21 protein-coding genes are annotated in these 22,311 nt (G+C 31.6%); 16 read left to right on the top strand and 5 right to left on the bottom strand.

Annotation, left to right across the window (positions count from 1 at the left end; translation table 11 throughout):
• The first annotated feature begins 870 nt into the window (after positions 1-870).
• From BN2665_RS27795 to tnpA, 5 genes are all read left to right on the top strand, one after another.
• Complete coding sequence (locus BN2665_RS27795; RefSeq protein WP_278335921.1) at positions 871-1,002, top strand: hypothetical protein; 132 nt, start codon at positions 871-873, stop codon at positions 1,000-1,002.
• A gap of 16 nt (positions 1,003-1,018) precedes the next feature.
• Entirely contained in the window at positions 1,019-1,192 is a 174-nt protein-coding gene (locus BN2665_RS27935; RefSeq protein WP_423229886.1) for a hypothetical protein, read from the top strand.
• A 124-nt stretch (positions 1,193-1,316) separates the two neighbouring features.
• On the top strand, positions 1,317-1,625 hold the full coding sequence (locus tag BN2665_RS23090) for a hypothetical protein (protein WP_055669443.1): 309 nt from the start codon (positions 1,317-1,319) through the stop codon (positions 1,623-1,625).
• Positions 1,606-1,929, top strand: a complete 324-nt coding sequence (locus BN2665_RS27975; RefSeq protein WP_479723331.1) for an alpha/beta hydrolase — start codon at positions 1,606-1,608, stop codon at positions 1,927-1,929. Before BN2665_RS23090 ends, BN2665_RS27975 begins: the two co-directional genes overlap by 20 nt.
• 530 nt (positions 1,930-2,459) lie before the next feature.
• A complete protein-coding gene (gene tnpA / locus BN2665_RS23095; protein WP_055669444.1) occupies positions 2,460-2,933 on the top strand; it encodes an IS200/IS605 family transposase in 474 nt (157 codons plus the stop codon).
• A 416-nt stretch (positions 2,934-3,349) separates the two neighbouring features.
• Here tnpA and BN2665_RS23100 read toward each other — a convergent pair whose 3' ends face one another.
• A complete protein-coding gene (locus tag BN2665_RS23100; RefSeq protein WP_055669445.1) occupies positions 3,350-4,495 on the bottom strand; it encodes a hypothetical protein in 1,146 nt (381 codons plus the stop codon).
• 441 nt (positions 4,496-4,936) lie between these two features.
• Between BN2665_RS23100 and BN2665_RS23105 the strand changes: the two genes are divergently transcribed.
• The 4 genes from BN2665_RS23105 (at position 4,937) to BN2665_RS23125 (ending at position 7,988) form a co-directional block, all read left to right on the top strand.
• A complete protein-coding gene (locus BN2665_RS23105) occupies positions 4,937-5,353 on the top strand; it encodes an NUDIX hydrolase (RefSeq protein WP_055669446.1) in 417 nt (138 codons plus the stop codon).
• Positions 5,354-5,984: 631 nt separating this feature from the next.
• Entirely contained in the window at positions 5,985-6,449 is a 465-nt protein-coding gene (locus BN2665_RS23115; protein ID WP_055669448.1) for a GNAT family N-acetyltransferase, read from the top strand.
• Between the two features lie 77 nt (positions 6,450-6,526).
• Positions 6,527-7,453 (top strand): serine hydrolase domain-containing protein, encoded by a 927-nt coding sequence (locus tag BN2665_RS23120; protein WP_055669449.1) that lies wholly within the window; start codon positions 6,527-6,529, stop codon positions 7,451-7,453.
• 88 nt (positions 7,454-7,541) lie between these two features.
• Positions 7,542-7,988 carry a GNAT family N-acetyltransferase gene (locus BN2665_RS23125; protein WP_055669450.1) on the top strand — a complete coding sequence of 149 codons (447 nt, stop codon included), beginning with the start codon at positions 7,542-7,544 and terminating at the stop codon, positions 7,986-7,988.
• A gap of 110 nt (positions 7,989-8,098) precedes the next feature.
• Here BN2665_RS23125 and BN2665_RS23130 read toward each other — a convergent pair whose 3' ends face one another.
• The 3 genes from BN2665_RS23130 to BN2665_RS23140 form a co-directional block, all read right to left on the bottom strand.
• Positions 8,099-8,608, bottom strand: coding sequence for a hypothetical protein (locus BN2665_RS23130; protein ID WP_055669451.1), 510 nt, complete (start codon positions 8,606-8,608; stop codon positions 8,099-8,101).
• 280 nt (positions 8,609-8,888) lie between these two features.
• Positions 8,889-10,661, bottom strand: a complete 1,773-nt coding sequence (locus BN2665_RS23135) for a cache domain-containing sensor histidine kinase (protein ID WP_055669452.1) — start codon at positions 10,659-10,661, stop codon at positions 8,889-8,891.
• Positions 10,645-12,228, bottom strand: coding sequence for a response regulator transcription factor (locus BN2665_RS23140; protein ID WP_055669453.1), 1,584 nt, complete (start codon positions 12,226-12,228; stop codon positions 10,645-10,647). The genes BN2665_RS23135 and BN2665_RS23140 overlap by 17 nt, the downstream gene beginning before the upstream one ends.
• Before the next feature lie 294 nt (positions 12,229-12,522).
• On the opposite strand from BN2665_RS23140, the gene BN2665_RS23145 reads away from it, so the two are divergent.
• From BN2665_RS23145 to lacZ, 4 genes are all read left to right on the top strand, one after another.
• A complete protein-coding gene (locus BN2665_RS23145; protein ID WP_055669454.1) occupies positions 12,523-13,827 on the top strand; it encodes an ABC transporter substrate-binding protein in 1,305 nt (434 codons plus the stop codon).
• Positions 13,828-13,965: 138 nt separating this feature from the next.
• Positions 13,966-14,850 (top strand): carbohydrate ABC transporter permease, encoded by an 885-nt coding sequence (locus BN2665_RS23150; protein ID WP_423229887.1) that lies wholly within the window; start codon positions 13,966-13,968, stop codon positions 14,848-14,850.
• A complete protein-coding gene (locus BN2665_RS23155; RefSeq protein WP_055669456.1) occupies positions 14,847-15,665 on the top strand; it encodes a carbohydrate ABC transporter permease in 819 nt (272 codons plus the stop codon). Before BN2665_RS23150 ends, BN2665_RS23155 begins: the two co-directional genes overlap by 4 nt.
• Positions 15,666-15,711: 46 nt before the next feature.
• Complete coding sequence (lacZ, locus tag BN2665_RS23160) at positions 15,712-18,732, top strand: beta-galactosidase, LacZ type (RefSeq protein ID WP_055669457.1); 3,021 nt, start codon at positions 15,712-15,714, stop codon at positions 18,730-18,732.
• A gap of 106 nt (positions 18,733-18,838) precedes the next feature.
• Here lacZ and BN2665_RS23165 read toward each other — a convergent pair whose 3' ends face one another.
• Positions 18,839-19,867, bottom strand: a complete 1,029-nt coding sequence (locus tag BN2665_RS23165) for a LacI family DNA-binding transcriptional regulator (RefSeq protein WP_055669458.1) — start codon at positions 19,865-19,867, stop codon at positions 18,839-18,841.
• A gap of 163 nt (positions 19,868-20,030) precedes the next feature.
• On the opposite strand from BN2665_RS23165, the gene BN2665_RS23170 reads away from it, so the two are divergent.
• The 3 genes from BN2665_RS23170 to rihC are packed head-to-tail and all read left to right on the top strand — an operon-like array spanning position 20,031 to position 22,306.
• Entirely contained in the window at positions 20,031-20,447 is a 417-nt protein-coding gene (locus tag BN2665_RS23170) for a GNAT family N-acetyltransferase (protein WP_055669459.1), read from the top strand.
• Between the two features lie 6 nt (positions 20,448-20,453).
• Entirely contained in the window at positions 20,454-21,368 is a 915-nt protein-coding gene (rbsK, locus tag BN2665_RS23175) for a ribokinase (RefSeq protein ID WP_055669460.1), read from the top strand.
• A 14-nt stretch (positions 21,369-21,382) separates the two neighbouring features.
• Positions 21,383-22,306 (top strand): ribonucleoside hydrolase RihC, encoded by a 924-nt coding sequence (rihC, locus tag BN2665_RS23180; protein ID WP_055669461.1) that lies wholly within the window; start codon positions 21,383-21,385, stop codon positions 22,304-22,306.
• Positions 22,307-22,311: the final 5 nt, after the last annotated feature.

The raw sequence follows: 22,311 nt of genomic DNA on the forward strand, positions 1-22,311 counted from the left end.
TTAAATTTGAATGTGTAAGTATATTACATACCACACTGTTGAACTCTTACAAATATTAAATTTTTAGGGCCTTTTTTGCTTCTTACAGTTCATAGAAGAACACTACATTCGCATTAAAATGAAGACATGCTAAAAATATTTTTAGACACTCTTTTAATGTATTGTTAGCAAGAATAAAACAAAGCATATAAAATGATACTTCTCTTATAATAATTTTTACAGAATTCATTTTAACTATAGTAATATATTATATTTAAGATAAACAGACTTTAATATTGACCCTTAGTGTTATGGATTCTTTCAGCTTCACTTGTGGGGCATGGTACAAATCCAGAATATAATGAAGAAGTTAAGCTGTAGTCAAATAAATTAAATACGTTAGTAATATAAATAACACAACAAATGTAATAAAATAAGAAAATTTACAATTTATTATAATACATAAACTAATAAGATAAATAGATTATATAACTTTTATAAGTAAGATAGCATGAGAAAAAATATTTTTCCTCGTTCCAGCTGGTAGTGGATTAGTGACAATAATGCTCACAAAATGATCACAAAATCTATTTTTTACTAATAGATAGAATTATACACTATTAGAAAAGGTATATAGTAGTACAAGTATTTTCAATGCCTTAAAAGATATGAGTTTATATAAATATAAGTGATTATAAATATAGTTACGTCCTCCAAAACCGTTGGTTTCGGGTTCAAGTCCTGATGCCCCTGCCAGATAGAAAAATCGTTGAAAATACTAGGTTTTAGATTAATTTGATATTAGTCTATACCTAGTATTTTTTTATTAGTACGTTACTATTAACTAAGCCACTCATTTTCTTGAAAACATAAAGAAAGTGAGTGTTTTCAATGCTTAAGGTAAGAGTAAGATTAACACAGTCAAGTGGTCTAGGAACAGATTCTATAATAGACCGGTTTGAAACAAAAGAGATTTCCATTCAATATTTTGAATTGTGGTATAAGAATACAAGAATTATGTAATACATTAATTTCTGATGTGAATTTTAAAAATAAAACGCCTATGGTGAGAGGAGATGTAGCAAAAACACGTCAATTTAGAGAATTACCACTATCTAAACAAAGTTTGATGTTATTAAAACAAGTTATAGATATCTCAGAGTCTAATAATAGTGGTTTTGTATTTATTTTATTAATAAAACAAATAAATTAAAATGTTATTCTATTAAAGAAAGGAGAGATATATTTGATATCAAACTCTTATTCCATGTTAGTACAATATTTAGTATAATATTCCTTAAAGAAGTTAATACAACTATATTTTATAAGGGGTGGCTATGAGTAAGCTGGGTATTAAAGCGAGCAAATTAAAGAGAAATCCAATGTTGAAAATAATCGAGAAACTATTAATAGCTTTTATAATTATCTATACATTGGTATGTTTAGCTACATTTTTCTTTCAAGAAAAATTGATTTTCCCGACACAAAAGCTATCTGATGATACAATTGCTGTATCATCAAGAATAGATGATATTGAAGATATTGAACTCAGGATGAGGGATGGCAACAAAATAAGAGGGTGGTTTGTAAAGAACTCTAGCAGAAAAAAGAAATGTTTCAGCTACTATTCTAGTTTCACCATATGATTCATTAGGCAGTGTTATTAAAGAAAAATGCCCAATTCTACCTGTTAACTTAATTTTAAAGCACAAGTTTGATTCTATCAGTCGTGCCCCATTAATTAAGTCACCACTTTTAATTATTGTTGGAACTGAAGATAAATTAATACCGGTATGGCATTCAAGAAGACTTGGAGAAGCTTGGGGGGGAGGGGTTTCTTTTGAGAAGATTATTGGTGAAGGTCATAACTCCATTGATGATGGAGAAGAGTATTGGAATAAGATAAATAAATTCCTGACAGAGAAGAACTCATCTACAGGCATACAGTAGCAAATGAGGATATTTATATACATTATTCTTGTTAAGCGGCGTAAACTCAATTTTATGTGGCGCTTAAAAAATTTTTATGAGGCTAGCAATAGTCTTTTTTATTTTGTCTAAAATTAAGAAAGGATGTATGGAAGGATTATTTTCTGAAATTGTAAAATCCAGTCCAATACTAGGTTTAATGTTACTATTTTGGTTTTATCATGAAAGGCATAGTATCTATCTTTCAAAACATAAGGTTTTATTTGAGGTATAATCCTAAAGGAGTATGGGTGGAAAATCAATACTTAGATAAGGAAAAATGTGAGGAGCTTATAGGAAGGTTAGGGGATTTATTTTGGAGTATTAAGGAAGATTAATAAAAAGCAGCTCTTAGGGTAAAACCTAGGAGCTGCCTTTATTTGTTTTACGAATACCACCGGTTATACCGGTGGTTCTAAAATGCTTATAGCTATGAGTAGAAAAAATAAACCTCCTTTGATAATCTAAAGTTAGGTTCGCCAACCAAACAAAGAACAAAGGAGGTTATCCAAATGGATACAGAAAGTTTATCACATAGTAAGTGGAATTGCAAATATCATATAGTATTTGCTCCAAAGTATAGAAGGCAAGTTATATATGGAAAGGTAAAGAAGGATATAGGACATATATTAAGGAAATTGTGTGAACATAAAGGTGTGGAGATAATAGAAGCAAATGCATGTGTAGATCACATTCATATGTTAGTTAGTATACCACCTAAGTTAAGTGTGTCGCAGTTTATGGGATATTTGAAAGGTAAAAGTTCACTTATGATATTTGATAGACATGCAAATCTGAAATATAAGTACGGAAACAGGCAGTTTTGGTGCCGTGGGTATTATGTAGATACAGTAGGAAGAAATAAAAAGGCAATACAAGAGTATATAAAAAACCAACTACAAGAAGATATAGCAGCTGACCAAATAAGTTTAAAGGAATTTATTGACCCGTTTACGGGTGAGTCAGAAGATAAAGGCAAAAAATAAACAGCCCCTTTAGGGGCAGCCTGAGAAAATATGCGGTTGGCGGACTATTCAGCGTGTCTTGAGACACGGCCAGTATCATGCCCTTATAGGGCTAGAGCATGCCACCCGTTTTACGGGTGGTCATGACTTCTATTTTTTGAAGAATTTTTACTATAAGTGTTAAGTAGTTTTATAGAAATAGTTACAAACTATGCAACATTAAATGTCATTGATATAAAAAAATCAATGATGCTTTTCGCGTTTTATACATTAAAAAAATTATAACTTTTCGCAACAAAGCAATCACCAAAAATAGGTATGTTTTAAGCAATTTAATTCTATATGCCTGTTTTTACAATATCTTTTTAATCCATCACTCTCTAAATGGATTATATAATGTTTATAAACGAAATATCAGCGTATTTCTACAAAGACTATTATTCTATCACAGGGTCTGAGTGTTTTATGCTAAGGTTTAATTTGATTAAGCAGAACCCGTCTTTATATTTTACTGTTACAACTAGCGTGTCCCGCTCAATGTCATCTGCTTTATCTGGCTTTAGATATACTTTACCATCTACAACCTCAAAAACTTTTCTAGAAGGATCCAATGGGTTTTCAGGGTCATCCCAGAATAGTTCTGATTTAACTTCATAGCTTGTTCCTTCCATAAGAGGGCTACTGAGTTTTAAAACCTTATCTGTGATGTCAATTTTTGAGTTATCTTTGTTTGGTTCAAAAGTTAATATACGAGGCTGTAAATTCCCTCCATTGAATTTTGAAGCCTCTGCAAAGGCAATTCCATTGTTCACTACCTTTTGCAAATCCTTAATATCATTAATTGTGCGGAGGTTGTCTAAAATATGGTAACCACCTACAGTATACATATAGCCTTCTGGAACTTTGATAGATGTACTATTTGCAAAGATAAACTGAAGTTTAGCAAGCTTATCATCTCTGGACCATTCACTCATACCTAACATATAATTCACCATGTTAACAGTATCTAAATCATTTTGGTATTTAATTTTTATATTTTCAATCTCCTCTAAAAGATATTCTCTGCTGTAGGAATTAGTCACTTTGGAAATCAGAATTTCCGCCTCTTTTATAGTATTCTCATCCGTATTAATCCATGCATAAACCACAGAATCAACAGCGTCAATATAATCAGCAGTATATACTAATCTCTTACCCCATCCCGTCAATTCTCCTAATAGATACCCTTTGTCTATTTCATTCAGCTTAGAATTATGTACTTCCGCTGCAATCTGGTCATATAACTTTCCACTGGCAGTCTGAACTAATTTTTCAAGATCCAAATTAAACTTTCTTATATCCTCAGTCCAAACGATAGCTGTAAGAGCATCTAGCTTTGAAAGTAAGGCATTTTTCTCATTTCCGTCTTTCATTTTAAGTATGGCATCATAAGCCATATTAAAAGAATAGAATGTTTTCTGTGATAATGCGGTTTGAAGTAGTTCTTCGGCATCTATTTCGCTTGCTTTTACAGGAGATACCTGCGATATTATACCGAAAATTGCTATTACTGAAATTATGGTCATTTTCAATTTTTTATTCAATGTGCTCCCCCCTATATGAATATTTTGAATAAAGACTACTTATTGATTTATAAATATCATATCAAATTTTGATTCCAATATTCAATAGAAATACATATAGAAGCTAACCCTCTGAGCTATATACTTAAATATCTTATTTTTGCAAGTTAATAACACCCTATATAGATATTTATTTATACTATAGTTAACTTTCATTAGTAAATAATATTCTTATAATAGTATGTACAAGCTATTCTATCTCAATAAGAAGCCAAATTAAATGTTTTTTTCTTTGTAAAATATCACTAAAGATTATTATAAATATAATTCAAAGACAATATTTCATGCTTTTAAACAGTATTACTTTTATAGAGGATTTTTATGTTAAATGTTGAATAGTTTTAAAGAAATAATTGTGGGATAAGACGAAATAAACTTAATTCAGATGATAGGAGGAAAACAATGAATATAGAATTTAATGTAATTGCTACCTTTGATAGTATGTGCAAACATATACTTATGTGTAAAAGAAGAAAGAATCCATATAAAGGACTGTATAATTTAGTTGGAGGAAAGATTGAAAGTGGCGAAGACAGATTAAGTGCGGCTTATCGTGAGTTAGAGGAAGAAACAGGTATTTTTAAAAATGATATTATATTAACACATTTCATGGATTTTACATATTACTTACCAAGTATTAAGGTCGAAGTGTATGTTGGGCGTCTAAATAAAGAAGTGTCTATACATGGGGATGAAAATGATTTAGAGTGGATAGAAATAAATCAGAATTTCTTTGATATTTCAAAATTTGCTGGAGAAGGCAACATTGGTCATATAATGGAGCATATACTCTTATCTAAAGAGATACTTTTAAAATAGACTATAAAGAAAATGATTGTATAAAAAAATGCATATTTAAAATCATTTCTTTATTATATAAATCTTCTATAGCCGCTAGATAGAACCAGCCTTCTTAAGTAGAAATATAGGCGGAATCTCTTACCAATTTTTTATTAGGTCTTTCAGCCTTAAAATCCTGATTTAAAATATTTTTTCCTACTGGAAAATTAAGCTTTGAATGAGCAGTCACCTTATATTTTCTTTTCAATTATATGAAAAATACTCGTAAGGCTTTGGATTGATTCTTACAGTTAGTCCGTTATTTTTATACTGGTTTATTCATGGAGATTATGATAGATATATCTGGATTATAAATGGGCCATATCCATTTACCATTTTGGAGGAGGACCATTTCAATTATTTATGTATATGGCTCTATTTCTAATTAGTATACTTTTGACTTATATTGCTGTGATTTTAAAAAATATAAATAAACAAGAGGTAATCTTCTTTCTAACACACATAAAACAAATTTACATTGCTTTTGAAAAACGTCCTTCAATAAATTTTGCATCAAACTCTTTATTCCATATACATATAATATTTAGTATAATATATCTTGGAAAAAATAGTATAGCTATATAAATGAAAGTAAATTAAAGAGGGTAATATGTTAGGTGAGAAATATTCGTTATGTTATGCGGAAATGAAGGATATAGACTCCTGGATTAAAATGGTTGATATTGTTAAAGATAATTTTCCAGGATTAGAAACAGATGAAAAGATGCATGGTTATAAACAAACTGTGATCAAGAATATAAAAAGGAAAACTGCTCTTTGTGTAAAGTATGAGAGTAATATTGCTGGTGTTATGATGTTTTCTTATAACTCTAAATGTCTTTCTTTCATGGCAGTTCATCCAAATCATCGTAGAAAAGGAATTGCATCTGCAATGATAGAAAAAATGTTATCATTATTTACAGACAATGCAGATATAACAGTTATAACATTTAGAGCAGATGATATGAAAGGAATTGCACCAAGACTATTATATAAGAAGTATGGATTTGAGGAAGATGAACTTGTAACTGAATTTGACTATCCACTTCAGAAATTTATATTGCATAGAAAATAAGCGAATTATTTTACGATGGAAAAATTATACGAATTAAGGATTGGCAAAAAATATATAAATCAATGGAGATGATCACAATGAATAATGAATTATTGAATGATTTGATAATATCCGTAAAAAGTCAGAATCTTAATGTGTTGAATGTAATTGTTAGGCAAGAAGGTAATATAATTGCAAAGCATGATTTTGAAGAAGAAAAGCCTGCTCTTTTGTATTCAGTAAGCAAAACATTTACATCAATGGCAATCGGTATTGCTATAAGTGAGGGCTACTTTAAAATAAATGACCTTGTTATAGATTTTTTCTCCCATATTAAACATGTGTCAATGAATGAATATCTAAAAGAGATGACTATTCATGATTTGCTTTGTATGGGAACTGGACATGCGGAATGCCCAGTGATGAAGGCTGATTGGAGTAGTGGTAAGGAATGGGATATTTCTCAATTGTTCTTTGATGAACCCATTGTATTTAAACCGGGTATTCATTTTACATATAACAATGCCGCAACCTATATGCTTTCAAAAATTATAAGCATTACTACAGGGAGTAACTTAAATGAATACTTAGATAAAAAAATATTTAAATATTTGGATATACCGAAACCTAAATGGGATACTTGTCCAAAAGGAATTCCACAGGGTTTCTCAGGTCTATATTTAACAGCAGAGCAATTATCCAGATTCGGACAATTAATTCTTGATAAAGGGATCTGGAAAGGTAAGCAACTTATTCCTTCAAGTTACATAGAACAAGCAACATCTGTACAAATAAAAACTAACTATTTTAATCCGTACTTTGCAACGGCTGATCATCACCAAGGATACGGCTATCAAATATGGATGAACTCATACCCTAATTCATATCGCATGGATGGTTTGTATGGTCAATATGTTGTAATGCTGCCAGATAAGAATGCAGTTATAACATATATTTCAAATGAACCGCAAAATATGACGGGAATTCTTGAACTTACATGGAATACATTAATAGATAAACTATAATCTTATTGATAATTATGTATTAAGACAATTGACTTAATTAAGTATTATTTATATTTTTATTATAGACAGTCTAAGGAGGAGATATAATATGATCGATATAGAAATTTTAAATAATATTAATAAGGAAGATATGGATAATATATTAGATGTATGGGAATCATCGGTAAGAGCAACGCATACTTTTTTAAACGAAGGAGATATAATATCAATAAAACCTCAAGTTAAAGAAGGGGTTTATTATGTTAGTAAGCTTTTGTGTGTAAGAGATGATAAAGGTACTATACAGGCATTTATGGGCGTGCATGATAGTAAGATTGAAATGTTATTTGTAAGTGATGATTGTAGAGGGAAGGGCATAGGGAAAAGTCTCATAGAATACGCAATCAATAGCCTAAACATAAACTATGTAGATGTAAATGAGCAGAATATGCAGGGAATAGGATTTTATAAACATATGGGATTTGATATATTTAAAAGGTCAGAATTTGATGAACAGGGAAATCCATTCCCTATACTCCATATGAAATTAAAGTAAATATGTTTAATTAGTATCAAATCTTTGAAGTTTACTTTTGGATAAAAAAATAAGCAGACTTTTGTCCGTTTATTTTACTCTTTTGGGAAGTAAAATTAGTATTAAAAAAATTAATATAAAGTCTCTTCACAGTTGCCTTTATTAGCCTTTTCTTTTTCTATTGAAAGTGCCATAACAGCTGTAGGTATAAAAAGAAAGGGTAAATATACATATGGATTATTTGCGTGAGATTCAGTAAAAAATAATAATGAATACCCCAAGTAGTTTGCTAATTTTTGCCAAGGTCCTAAATCTAACAAATATTTACCTTGAGCCGGCAGCCCATTATTATACGCAATTACCCAAAGACATATGCCTATAATCGCCGTTAAGCTGGTTGATAACATATTTCTGTATATGTTTCCTTGATTTTTTAAATAATTTCGTGCTAATAAATAATATAGACCGCCCGCTAAAGCAATTCTTATAATTACATTAAACGTCATTAAAAAATAATGACTTCTTGCAGCAGCTTCAGATGCCCATTTCACGTGATTTTGATTAAATATTATAAATATACGTACAAAAACGAAACTTATTATTAAGTGCATGAAAAATGATTTTATATTATTTTTTACCAAGAATATCTCCTCCTTTATGTATAATAAAGCAAACTTATTATTAGATAGCGTTTGCTTAAGCATAAGTCTCTTTTATTCTTTTGTAATATAAGGCTTATAAGCATTTTCCAATGCAACTTAAATTTAGTGTGTATGGGAATTTAATACTTATTTTCGAAATTATATATATTGATTATAACGTAACAACATGTAAAGGTCACCGTTTTTTAATACATTTTTAAATTTAACAGATTTAATGGCAGCATAGATGGGTATGCGAAATATTTAAGGTTTACATAAGCTATTCTATCAAGGGTAAATAGACATTAATGGTGGTTCCGATTCCAACCTCACTATTTATTTCAATCCCATATTCATCGCCATAAAGCATTTTGATTCTGTCGTCTACATTTTTAATGCCTATACCTGTGAAATGTTTGCTTTTAGAAGGATCCTTTGAGTATAGACTTAATACTTGATCTTCAGTCATGCCAGTTCCGTTATCTACAATCTCACAAAATAGGGTACCAGTCTTTTCGGAAACAAAAACATGTATGCGCCCTTCTTTATCACCGTTAAAGGCATGAAAAAAGGAATTTTCGATAAATGGCTGAAGAATAAGCTTAGGAAGTCTGCAATGTAAACATTGAGGAAGTACATGGAAGTTTACTTTAATGTTTTCTCCGTATCTTGTTTCGTTTATAAAAACGTAGTTCTTAAGATTTTCCATTTCTTGTTCTACAGTAATAGTTTCGCTATTATCACTGATAGTATTTTGAAGCAAGGAAATAAAGGAGTTTATGGTTTCGCTAGCTTTTTCATTATCCCCCTTTAAAATGAGCCATTTAATAGAGGCTAAGGTGTTATATATAAAATGCGGATTTATCTGCATCTGAAGAGCTGATAATTCAGCCTGTCTTTGTTTCTTTTGAGCTACTACAAGTTTTTCAACATAATCATTTAAGTCATCTAGCATGATATTAAAGGATTTACTTAATTTTTCTATCTCATAGCTGCCTTGAAGATTTATATGATTTTTAAAATTATAGTCAGTTATTTTAGACATTTCCTTTACTAAAATTCTCAGCGGTTTGGTGGTTTTTCGTGTAATTATAAATAATATTGCAACAGCAGTGGCTATTATTAAGCCGCAAATAATTATTATTTCGTTTATATTATACATTTCATCCAAGGCTAATTTTGTATCTATACGGTTAACTAAATAAAAATCATAGATTGGCATATAGTTTGATAAAACAGTATAGCTTTTCTTGTCAGACTTTACATCTATATATTTAATCTTTTCGCTATATATCTTTTTTGCTGAATGCAGCAGGTTTTCATCTTTTGACCCTATAAGATCTTGTCGATTCGAAGATACTATAGTGCCATCTGAGGATATCATAAAAATGTCATTACCCTTAGTAGGAAAATTAGAATATAACTTACTAAACATATTTTCGTTAATAATTATATAAAGCATGCCAAATTGCTGCTTTGTATTTGAATCGCAAAGGACTTTTGTAGCTATAATAACATTTTTATTTTCCGTCAAGCTAGTAAAGCCGGAATTGCTGTGTTGAAACAACAGCTTATTGGGATTTTCAAGTGCAGTTTTTGTTATTTTATTTTCTTTTATAGATGCTACAGAAGTAGTTAAAAGCGCAGAGCTTCTAAGGTAAGTAGAATCATTCACACCTATAGCTAAAAAATCAATTTTTGCAGAATCTAATACTGCTTCAATAGGCTTTAAGTGCTGCTTCAAGTTATATAAAACAATGGTTTGTTCGATGGGATCAACAGTATTTTCACTGAGATATTTTCTAAAAGCCCAACTGTTATTAACAGTATTCATAACCGTTACTAAGCTATTATTCAAGTCTGCAGAGTTATCCTGTATCTGCCTTAAAATTCTTGTATTCGTTATGCTGAAGTTATTGATAAAAAGTTTTTTTGATAAATTGATTATTGAATATGCAGTGATAGTAGAGACACTTATACTGCTTATAAGGATTATGACGGTTAATTTTAAAAACAGACTTAGGGATCTTAATTTCTTAATCACTCTCTTCATAGGAGCCTCTCTTACTACTAATAATGTTTTTTCTAAACTTGGTTGGAGTAACCTTTGTGAACTTCTTAAATACCTTGCAAAAATAGCTGTGATCTGAGTAACCAACCATATAACTCACTTCTGAAACAGGAATTTTTTCATTTCTTAAAAGCTCTAAGGATTTCTCTACTCGAACTTTATTAAGATACTCACTAAAGCCTTCTGCAATATGAGAGCTGAAATATGAGGAAAGATAATAATAGTTAAAATGAAATTCATCAGCAATTTCTTTAAGGGATAACTGCTGGTTATAATGCTTAGAGATATATTGAATAATCTTACTTATCACTTGATCATTCATTTGAAGAACATTAAGGCTTAATAATTCAGTTATATCTTTTTCTATATTATCTAATAGAGATAGAAGTTCATCAGCACTGTTAGTTTCATCTATTTGTTGAAAATATTCTAGCTTGGATTTATTCATCGCTTCTACATTAAAATGAAGCTCATCTAAAATATTGATTATATTATATAGAGCATTTTGGAATAGAGTTTTTAGTTCAAATTCACTTATACTCAAATGATCAATAGAAGTGTGAATATATTCTTTTAAGTAGTTTAGTGCTGCAGGCATATTAAGTAGATAGATTTGATCAGAATAATATTTAAAATCAAATTTTTCATTAAAATTATTTATAGGTATATCTTCATAAGAAATAAGCTTTTTATCCTTAAAGAAAAATTTATAACCAAGAAGTGGTTTAAAACTATTTTTATAGGTATTTTCCATTTTATTTAAGGGATTAAAAGTCTTACTTAGAATAAGGTATATATCTATACACTTTGATGAAATATCTGACAGCATAACATGAAGCTTTCTTAGAATTTCATCATAATGCTTATTAGGAAAGTTAACTAAAACTAGATAGATGTCTTTAGTTATATCTAATTCATAATGAGAGTAATTGTTTAAATAAGTCTTCACTGCTTTGGAAATAAGTGTTTTAAGTGCTGGAAGGCTCATAGAACTATTCTCTACAATTCTTTTAAGGTTACATCCTATAAGAAAAAAGCTATCATCAGGGAAAGCAGCAGCTTCTTCAGAGGCAGCAATATTTGCATCGAAACCAGAAATTAATTTGTTTAGCTCTAAATTTATATTTAATATATTGTTATTTTTACTAGTTGAAATGCGCAAGTTAGGAATATTATCAGCAATATTTTTTAAAAGCGATAGAAACTCTTCAGGATTTAGCTTAGGTTTAAGTATATAATCGTTTACGCCAAGCTTAAAAGTTCCTTTAACATAATCGAAATCGCTGTAGCCACTTAAAACTACCACCTGTATTTCTGGATATCTTGCTCTGACTATCTTTGCAAAATCTAATCCATCCATAACAGGCATAACTATATCGGAGATTATTATATGAGGTTTTAGACTGTCAATTAACTCTAAAGCTTCCTTTCCATTAGAGGCTTCACCTACTATTTCAAAACCTTCTTTTTTCCAATCAATGATATGCTTTATTCCTTGTCTAAGCAGATATTCGTCATCTACAATTAAGATTTTGCACAAATTATCCAATAATATCAGATCCTTTACAATAATAAAATAATCACTATTTCTTCATTAATTATAGATGAAAAATCTCTTTATTTCAATTAAAGCATAAGGAAAAGCAGTTTATTGAAAAGGTATACAAAAATATTTATAGAATCTAAAAAAAGTACAAATTTAATATTCAACATTATGAATATTAATGTTAAAATTACACAAGTTTATATAAAGATAGTCTTATAGAATTTAATATAATTTAGATAAAATGAAATTAGAAACGTAAGAAAACGTTTCACATCATAACTAGGGGGGATATATAAAATGAAGGCTAAAAAAATAATGGCAGTTATTTTAGGTGCAGTTATGACATTGAGCTTGGCTGCATGTGGAAAAAGTGATAGTGGTCAGCCTAAAACAGAGGCAGGAAAAAAGAAATTGGTTATATGGGCCTGGGATGGAAGCTTCAATATTGTTGCAGCAAATGAAGCAAAGGCAATCTATGAGAAGGAAAATAAGGATGTAGAAATCGAAGTAGTAGAGATGGCCCAAAATGATATAGTGCAAAAGCTTAATACCAATCTAAGTGCAAATTCAACAGAAGGCTTACCTAATATTGTGCTGATGGAAGACTATAGGTCACAAAACTTCTTAAGTGCTTATGAAGGGGCCTTCAAAGATATTTCTAGTAAGGTTCAAGCTTCAAACTTTATGGATTATAAGATTAAGCCTTGTAGCAAAGATGGGAAATTATATGGGCTTCCTTTTGACAGTGGTGTGGCAGCTTTGTTTTATAGAACGGATTTAATAGAGCAAGCAGGATATAAGAAAGAAGATATGAATAATCTTACTTGGGAGAAGTATATAGAAATAGGTAAAGCAGTTAAGAGTAAGACTGGCAAGGCAATGTTAACTCTAGATCCTAGTGATTTAGGGCAAATCAGAATAATGATGCAGACAGCAGGACAGTGGTATGTTAAAGAGGATGGAAAGACTGTGAACATAGCTGACAATCAAGCCTTAAAAGAGGGGATTAAAACCTGGAAGGCACTAATGGATTCAGGAATTGTTAAGCCAATTAGCGGATGGGACAATTTTGTAGGCGCTTTCCAAAAGGGTGAGGTTACAACAGTTCCAACAGGATGCTGGATATCAAGTTCAGTTATGAAATCACAAGACCAGAGCGGAAAATGGGCAGTAGCTCCAATTCCAAGATTAGGGGCAGTTTCAAGTTCAGTAAATTATTCTAATCTTGGGGGCTCAAGCTGGTATGTATTAGATAAGGTTGGAGATTCCAATTTAGCTGCGGATTTTCTTGCCAAGACCTTTGGAAGCAGTACAGAGCTTATGAACACTCTATCACAGAAAATTAATCTTGTAAGTACATTAAAGGCTGCAGCTACTTCTGAGAACTATAAGAAACCAGTGGATTTCTATGGTGGTCAAGTATTATTACAGGATTTCGCTGCTTGGTCAACAAAAATACCTGCTGTTAACTACGGTTTAAGCACTTATAGTATAGAAGATATTCTAACTGGAGCAGTCCAAAATATAGTGAGTAAAAATGCAGATTTAGAGACAACATTAAAAGATGCTCAGAAGCAGGCGGAAGCTGCTGTAGCAAAATAATATGTAAATTTAGATATTAAAATGAATCGCTATTTGAACTTAGAGAAAACTATTTAAGCTATATTATTTGCTCTCTATACAAATAGCGATTTTTAAATTAAAACTATTAATCGCACAAGGAGGGAAAGATCTTTGAATATTAATAAGAAAGGTGCTTTAGAGAGAAAGAATGACACTTTAGGTTGGTCTTTTACTATCTTAAGCATAATTTCTATAGTTATCTTTGTTTTTTATCCTATGATACAAGCCTTTATTACCTCATTAAAATCCGGTGCGGGAAATAATCTTAAATACGTAGGCTTCAGTAATTACACTAGACTGTTAACGGATGCTACATTTAAAAAAGCAGTGATAAACACTTTAATTTATCTAGTAGTACAAGTTCCTATAATGATTTTATTAGCCTTATTTATTTCAGTGCTTCTAAATGATAAAAATCTTAAAGGAAAAGGTTTTTTTAGGACATCAATATTTTTACCTTGTGTAACATCTTTGGTAGCCTATTCTGTAATATTTAAAAGTTTATTTGCCAATGATGGTTTAGTGAATCAGTTGCTTATGAAGATACATTTAATTACTACACCAATAGATTGGATGACTAGTCCTTTCTGGGCTAAGTTTATAATTATCATAGCAATCACATGGCGCTGGACAGGTTATAATATGATATTTTATCTTGCGGGTTTGCAGAATATAGATTCTTCAATTTATGAGGCTGCAAAAATAGATGGAGCCTCTGCAATGAAACAATTTTTTCATATTACTATTCCTTTATTAAAACCAATTATATTATTTACTACCATTACTTCAACCTCAGGAACTCTGCAATTATTCGATGAAGTTATGAATATAACAGGAGGGGGACCGGGGAATGCTTCAACTACAATTTCTCAATATATATACAATCTAAGCTTTAAATATACTCCTAATTTTGGATATGCGGCAGCAGTTTCTTATACTATCGTAGCTATGATTGTTATATTATCACTAATTCAATTTAAAGTGGCAGGTGATAATAAATGAAAAAGACAATAAATATACTTAAATATATATTTTTAACATTGATATCCTTAATATCAATTTTTCCTTTTCTTTGGATGATTATAAGCATGACTAATAAGTCCATAGATATTAGCAGAGGATCATTAGTACCAGGAACCCGCTTATTTGAAAATATTAAAAATCTATTTCATAATAACTTGAATTTCGGAACTTCTCTCATAAATTCTGCAAAGATAGCAGTAATAACCACCATACTAGCATTGATAATATCTTCTATAGCAGGCTATGGTTTTGAAATCTATAGAAGCAAGCTTAGAGACAAGATATTTGGTATACTATTATTATCTATGATGGTGCCTTTCGCATCTTTGATGGTACCGCTATTTAGGATGTTCCGTAGTTTTAAGATTTTTGGGCTTAATACAACAGCGTCAGTAATAATACCTAGTGTATCTACGGCTTTTTTAATATTCTTTTTCAGACAGAATACAAAGTCCTTTCCAAAGGATATTTTAGAGGCAGGGCGTATTGATGGGTTGAATGAACTACAAATATTTTTAAAGATTTTTATTCCAACTATGAAATCTACCTACGCCGCAGCAGCTATTATAACCTTTATGAGCAGCTGGAACAACTATATGTGGCCATTGATTACTTTACAGACTCCTAGTAAAAGAACAGCGCCTTTGATAATTTCCACCATGAGCTCTTCTTATACTCCAGATTATGGAATGATAATGGCTGGGATTGTAATTACCACTTTACCAACAGCATTAATTTTCTTCTTAATGCAAAAAAGGTTTGTGGAGGGAATGCTAGGCTCCGTTAAAGGATAAAAACTTGAGATGTATTTTAAATTATGATTTAAGGAGGTATTTGGCAATGAATTTAAAAGCTCCAAATATAGCATGGCTTTCGGATCCATCAGTTTTCGCTGTTAATAGAATTGATGCTCATTCAGATCACAAATACTATTTAAACTTGGATGAGGCAAAAAAAGGGGAAATGGCTTTAAGACAATATTTAAATGGAAGTTGGAAGTTTAGCTTTGCTTTTAATCCCAAAGAAAGGGTTAAAGAGTTTTACAAGTTGGAATTTGACTGTAGCCCATGGAATAGTATAGCTGTACCAGGTCATATACAGCTGCAGGGTTATGACAAACCCCAATATATAAACACAATGTACCCTTGGGATGGTCATAGCTGCTTAAGACCGCCTCAAATATCTGAAGAATACAATCCTGTAGGAAGTTATGTTAAGTATTTTACACTGGAAGAAGAACTTAAGGATAAGCCTTTATGTATTTCTTTCCAAGGGGTGGAAAGTGCTTTCTACCTTTGGTTAAACGGAGAATTTATAGGCTATAGTGAAGATAGTTTTACCCCTGCTGAGTTTGAATTGACACCTTATATAAAATCTGGAGAAAATAAGCTAGCTGTTGAGGTATATAAGAGGTCTACGGGATCTTGGCTGGAGGATCAAGATTTCTGGCGTTTTTCTGGTATATTTAGAGATGTATATTTATACTCGATTCCTAAAACCCATATACAAGACATCTTTGTAAAGACAAACTTAGATAAAGAATATAGAGATGCATCCTTAGAGCTGGATTTAAAAGTAATAGGGGAATTAAAGTCTAAGGTAGTTTTAGAACTAGTGGATAAGGAAGGCATAGTAGTTGCCAAGGCTGAGAAGGTTCCGATAACAGCTTCAATGTGCCTCAAATTAGAGGTTAATAATGTTAAGCTTTGGAGTGCAGAACGCCCATATCTTTATACTCTTTATATTTATGTTAAAGATCAGGCGGATAATATTGTAGAAGTGATTCCACAGAGGGTTGGCTTCAGAAAATTTGAGATGATAAATAAAGTAATGAATTTAAACGGTAAGAGGATAATTTTCAAAGGAATAAATCGACATGAGTTTAACTGTCGTAGAGGTAGAGCCATTACTAAGGAAGATATGCTTTGGGACATTAAGTTTCTTAAACAAAATAATATAAATGCAGTAAGAACCAGTCATTATCCAAATCAAAGTTATTGGTACGAACTTTGTGATGAATACGGTATTTATTTAATAGATGAAACAAATCTGGAAACCCACGGTTCTTGGCAGAAGATGGGGAAAATTATGCCAGACTGGGTTATTCCTGACAGTAAGCCTCAGTGGCTGGATATTGTTCTAGACAGAGCGTCTTCAATGCTAGAAAGGGATAAAAACCATCCTTCAATTTTAATCTGGTCCTGTGGAAATGAATCTTTTGGCGGTGAAAATATATATAAGATGTCTGAATATTTCAGAAAGAAAGATCCTTCAAGGTTGGTTCATTACGAAGGAATATTTAATGATAGAAGGTTTAATGATAGCAGTGATATGGAAAGTAGAATGTATGCTAAGGTGGTTGATGTAGAAAAGTATTTAGAAAATAATCCACCAAAGCCCTATTTAAGCTGTGAATATATGCATGCTATGGGTAATTCCTGTGGAGCATTGCACAAATATATAGAGCTTGAAGATAAGTATGAAATGTACCAAGGGGGATTTATTTGGGATTATATAGATCAGTTCCTAGTAAAAAGAGATAGGCTCGGCAAGGAATTTTTAGCCTATGGTGGTGATTTTGGCGATAGGCCCACAGATTATAATTTTTGTGGTAATGGAATAGTTTATGCAGATAGAACAATTTCACCAAAGGCTCAAGAAGTGAGAAAGCTCTATCAAAATATAAAGCTTACTATAGATAGAAATGGAGTTTTAGTTAAAAATCAAAATCTGTTTATAGATACTTCGGAATATTATTTAGAATATTCACTTGCTTGTAACGGTAAGGAGATTTTTAAAGATGCTATTGAGGTTATGGTAAATGCTGATGAGGAAAAGTATGTTGAACTTAGTTTGCCTCAAGAGAATAAGCCAGGGGAATATTCTATCAATGCTTCCTTTAAGCTTAAAGAGTCTACTGCTTGGGCAGATAGAGGATATATCGTTGCCTTTGGTCAGTTTATATACAATATAGAGGAGGAAGCTATTTCTAGTGAACTGAAAAAACCAACGGTAATATATGGTGATGTGAATATAGGAGTTAGGGGTAGAGATTTTAGTATACTATTTTCAAAGCAAGAGGGCGGCATTGTGTCTCTAAGATATGGCGACAAAGAGGTTATTACTCGTACTCCTATGCCGATATACTGGAGAGCTATGACGGATAATGACAAGGGAAATGGCCATGGTTTCAGATGCGGTCAGTGGCTTCAAGCAAGTATGTTTCAGCGCTGCAGTAATATTGAAGTAATGGAGGATGATTGTAACGTTACAATAAAGTACACCTATAATCTGCCTACAATACCTGAAACACAGGTGACTACTGCTTACACTACCTATGGAGATGGAAGGATAAAAGTAAGTTGTCATTACGAGGGAATTGAAGGATTGCCTGAGCTTCCTATATTTGGACTTGCAATTAAATTATCAGCAGAATTTGATAGCTTTAAGTGGTACGGCATGGGACCAGAAGAGAATTATTGCGACAGACATCATGGAGCACATTTAGGTATTTTTGAAAAGTCAGTAATAGAAAATGCTTCGAAGTATGCGGTTCCCCAGGAAAGCGGAAATCATATAGGAGTGAGATGGGCTAGGGTTAAGAACAAAGAAGGCTTTGGAATTGAGTTTGCTGCCGTTGGAAGTCCTTTTGAACTGGGAGTTTCACCTTACACAGCCTTTGAACTTCAAAATGCACTTCATCATTATGAGCTTCCGCCTATACATTACACCGTAATAACCATAGCAGCAAAACAGATGGGAGTAGGGGGAGACGACAGTTGGGGTGCGCCGGTGCATCAGGAATATCTCATTGATTCTTCTAAGGACATAAATTTTGAATTTATTATAGGAAAATGTTGATACTAAAATATTTAAAACTGCTAGATTCATTAGACTGCTGACAAGGATATCCTGTCAGCAGTTTTTACTTCTAAAAAATAGGAAACAGCCGCAGACTTATATAGATCTATGGCTGTTCTTTATAAACGATATCTTTAATGCTATTTTTTATTATTAATTCAGGATCTAAGCATATGTTTTTACATTCTAACTCCTTATTTTGAATGTGGTTAAGCATAACATCACAAGCTACTGTTCCTAGCTCTGAGACCTTTTGATCAATAGAAGTTATTTGCATGTCTATTAAAAAATCATTTAACAAATTATCATAACTAACAATAGACAGATCCTCTGGAACTCTTATGTTTTCTTCTCTTAGGCGCTTTAGCAAACCAAGTGCCATCATGTCATTGGAAACAAATACAGCTGTTGTATTATTCTTTATTATCATATCTCCTGCTGCATATCCGCTTTTTATGTGATAATCTCCTTCGATTATAAAGTCACTTTCTATTGAGAGCCCATGCTCCTCCATGGCTTTTTTATAGCCTTCAAACCTTGATATTGAGTTCTGTGAATTAATAGAATTTATAATGCAGGAGATTCTTCTATGTCCATGGTTAATTAAATTTTTTGTAGCTAAATAAGCTCCTTTTACGTTGTCAAAATATACTTTATTACAATCAAAGTCAGGAAAAATTCTATCTATCATTACGTAGGGTATAGTTAGCTTATTTAGCTTGGAGCATATATCTTCCTGATGGTTGTAGGCAGAATTAGAAATAGTAATAAACAAACCATCGATGCCCCTAGATAATAATAGATCAATTAAATTAAGGTCTTGAGTATATTCATCATTAGAATTCACAATAATAAGGGTATATCCAAATTGTCTGCAATAATTTTCTATGGCTTTTGTAAGCCTTGAGAAAAATATATTCTCAATATCAGGGATAATAAGGCCAAAGGTCTTAGTTTCCTTTGTAATCAAACTTCTTGCATTGATATTTGGAGTATAATTGTTATCCTCTGCAATTTTTTTTATTAGTGCCTTTTTTTCTTCAGAGATTCTGCAGGGTTTATCATTTAAAACTAATGAAACAGCACTAATAGACACATTTGCCTCTTTAGCAATATCTTTTAACTTAAAACTCATTTTAATCACCAGCATAATTATAACATACTATTGATGAATTAGTAATAAAAACTTAGAAAACAAGTGGTAAAACGTTTTATTTTCTCAGTGTATTGACAATATGTATTTGTGATGGTATCATGTAATTAAAGTTAGTAAAACGTTTTATCAAGGAGTTGATGGCATGCATATTGTAGAAAATGGATTGACATGGGATATTTATGACTCCATAAGAAGATATGCAAATATGCAGCAATATGAAAAGGATGACATTATTGAGGCTTTGAAAAATACGCTTTATAGTGTTGTGATATATGATAATGAAAATCCAATAGCCATTGGACGTGTAGTAGGGGATGGGAGGATCACATTCTTTATAAAAGATGTAGTAGTTCATCCGAGTTATAGATGTAAGCATGTTGGAACTATGGTTGTTAATAGTTTATTAGATTATATAGAATCCTGTAGTTGTAAGCACCCATATATAGGGTTGATGGCAATGCCAAATACAGAAGGCTTCTATGAAAAGTTTGGTTTTATTATAAGACCCAATGAACTATTTGGATCTGGAATGATATGCTTGAATAGAAAGAAGGTATGAGATGATATGAAAAAAGTTATTGTAGTAGGAAGTCTTAATATGGATCTTGCCATAAAAGTGGATAAGATTCCTAATGAAGGTGAAACCATTCATGGACATGAATTTTTGATGAATAACGGTGGCAAAGGAGGTAATCAAGCAATCGCTGCGGTAAGATCTGGCGCAAATACATTATTTATTGGAAGTGTAGGCAGGGACTCCTTTGGTAATACAATATTAGAATCTTTAAAAAGCAATGGTGTTAATGTAGATTCTATGGAAATTCAAGAAAATGAATCTACAGGATTAGCCATGATCATTTGTCATAATAAGGATAATAGAATTATTTTAAATCCAGGAGCAAATTTCTCTTTAAGTTATAGTTTTGCAAAGGACAAGTTATCCAAGCTTGCTCAAGAGGGAGATTATTTTGTAACACAATTTGAAAACGATTTTGATACAACTCTTCAATTGCTTGAGTATGCAAAAAGCATTGGAATGAAAACTATACTAAATCCAGCTCCTGCTAAGGTTTTTCCAGATGAATTCTATAAATATATTGATATTCTTGTACTTAATCAGAGCGAATGTGAAATACTAACTCACATTTATCCAAAAACCATAGAAGAATGTGAAAGAGTTGGACAAATTCTTAGAAGCAAGGGCACAGAAAATGTTGTTATTACATTAGGAGAAATAGGAAGTGTAACCATAACAGATAAAGAAATTATTAAGGTAAATGCATATAAGGTTGAAGTAGTTGATTCTACTGCAGCAGGAGATTCTTTCATAGGAGCAATGGCAGCGCAATTATCCTTTGGATACTCTTTAAAGGAAGCGTTAGAATATGCCACAAAAGCATCTGCTATAACAGTTACAAGAAAAGGCGCTCAAATATCTATTCCAAGCAGTGAAGAGATAAATAAATTTTTTCAAAGATAAAAGGAGGATAAATCATGGAAAACAAAAGGAAAATAATAATTGATACGGACCCAGGCATCGATGATGCTATAGCTATTGCAATAGCTCTATTCTCAGAAGAATTAGACGTAAAACTTATAACAACCGTAGCCGGAAATGTTAGCCTTGACTTAGTAACTGAGAATACATTGAGATTACTAACGTTTTTCGGTAAAAATATACTTGTAGCAAAAGGCGCAGAAGAGCCATTGCTTCAAAAATTTGACGATGCAAAAAATGTTCATGGAGCATCAGGGATGGACGGATATGATTTTGGAGAGCCAAATCGAAGTAATCTATTAAAGGTGCATGCAGTAAATGCAATGAGAAGGACTATTATAGAAAGTGATACTCCTGTAACTATTGCAGCTATTGGGCCAATGACAAATGTGGCATTACTATTAAAGATGTACCCAGAAGTTAAAAGTAATATTGATGAAATTGTATTCATGGGTGGCTCTTTAACTAGAGGAAACAAGACTGTCATGGGAGAATTCAACATAGCAACGGATCCTGAGGCAGCTAAAATCGTATTTTCTAGTGGAGTAAAACTTGCAATGGCAGGATTAGATGTAGGACTCAAAGCATTAGTTTATCCTGAAGATAGTGAAAAAATAAAAATCATGGGCAAAACTGGAGATATGATGTATTCATTATTCCAAAAGTATAGGGGCGGAAGCTTTAAGACAGGACTAAAAATGTACGACAGTTGTGCTATCGCATATTTACTTTGTCCAGAGATGTATGAAATAGCAGATACATTTATAGATGTTGAAACTCAAAGCAATTTAACACTTGGTTGTACTATAGTAGACTTAAAAGGATATTTAAGAAAATCTCCTAATGCAAAAGTATGTACAGATATAAACCCAGAAATTTTTAAACAATGGTTTATGAGTTCAATTGAAAAATGCATATAAATAAA

The organism is Desnuesiella massiliensis (assembly GCF_001403615.1).
GTDB classification, from domain to species: Bacteria; Bacillota; Clostridia; order Clostridiales; family Clostridiaceae; genus Desnuesiella; species Desnuesiella massiliensis.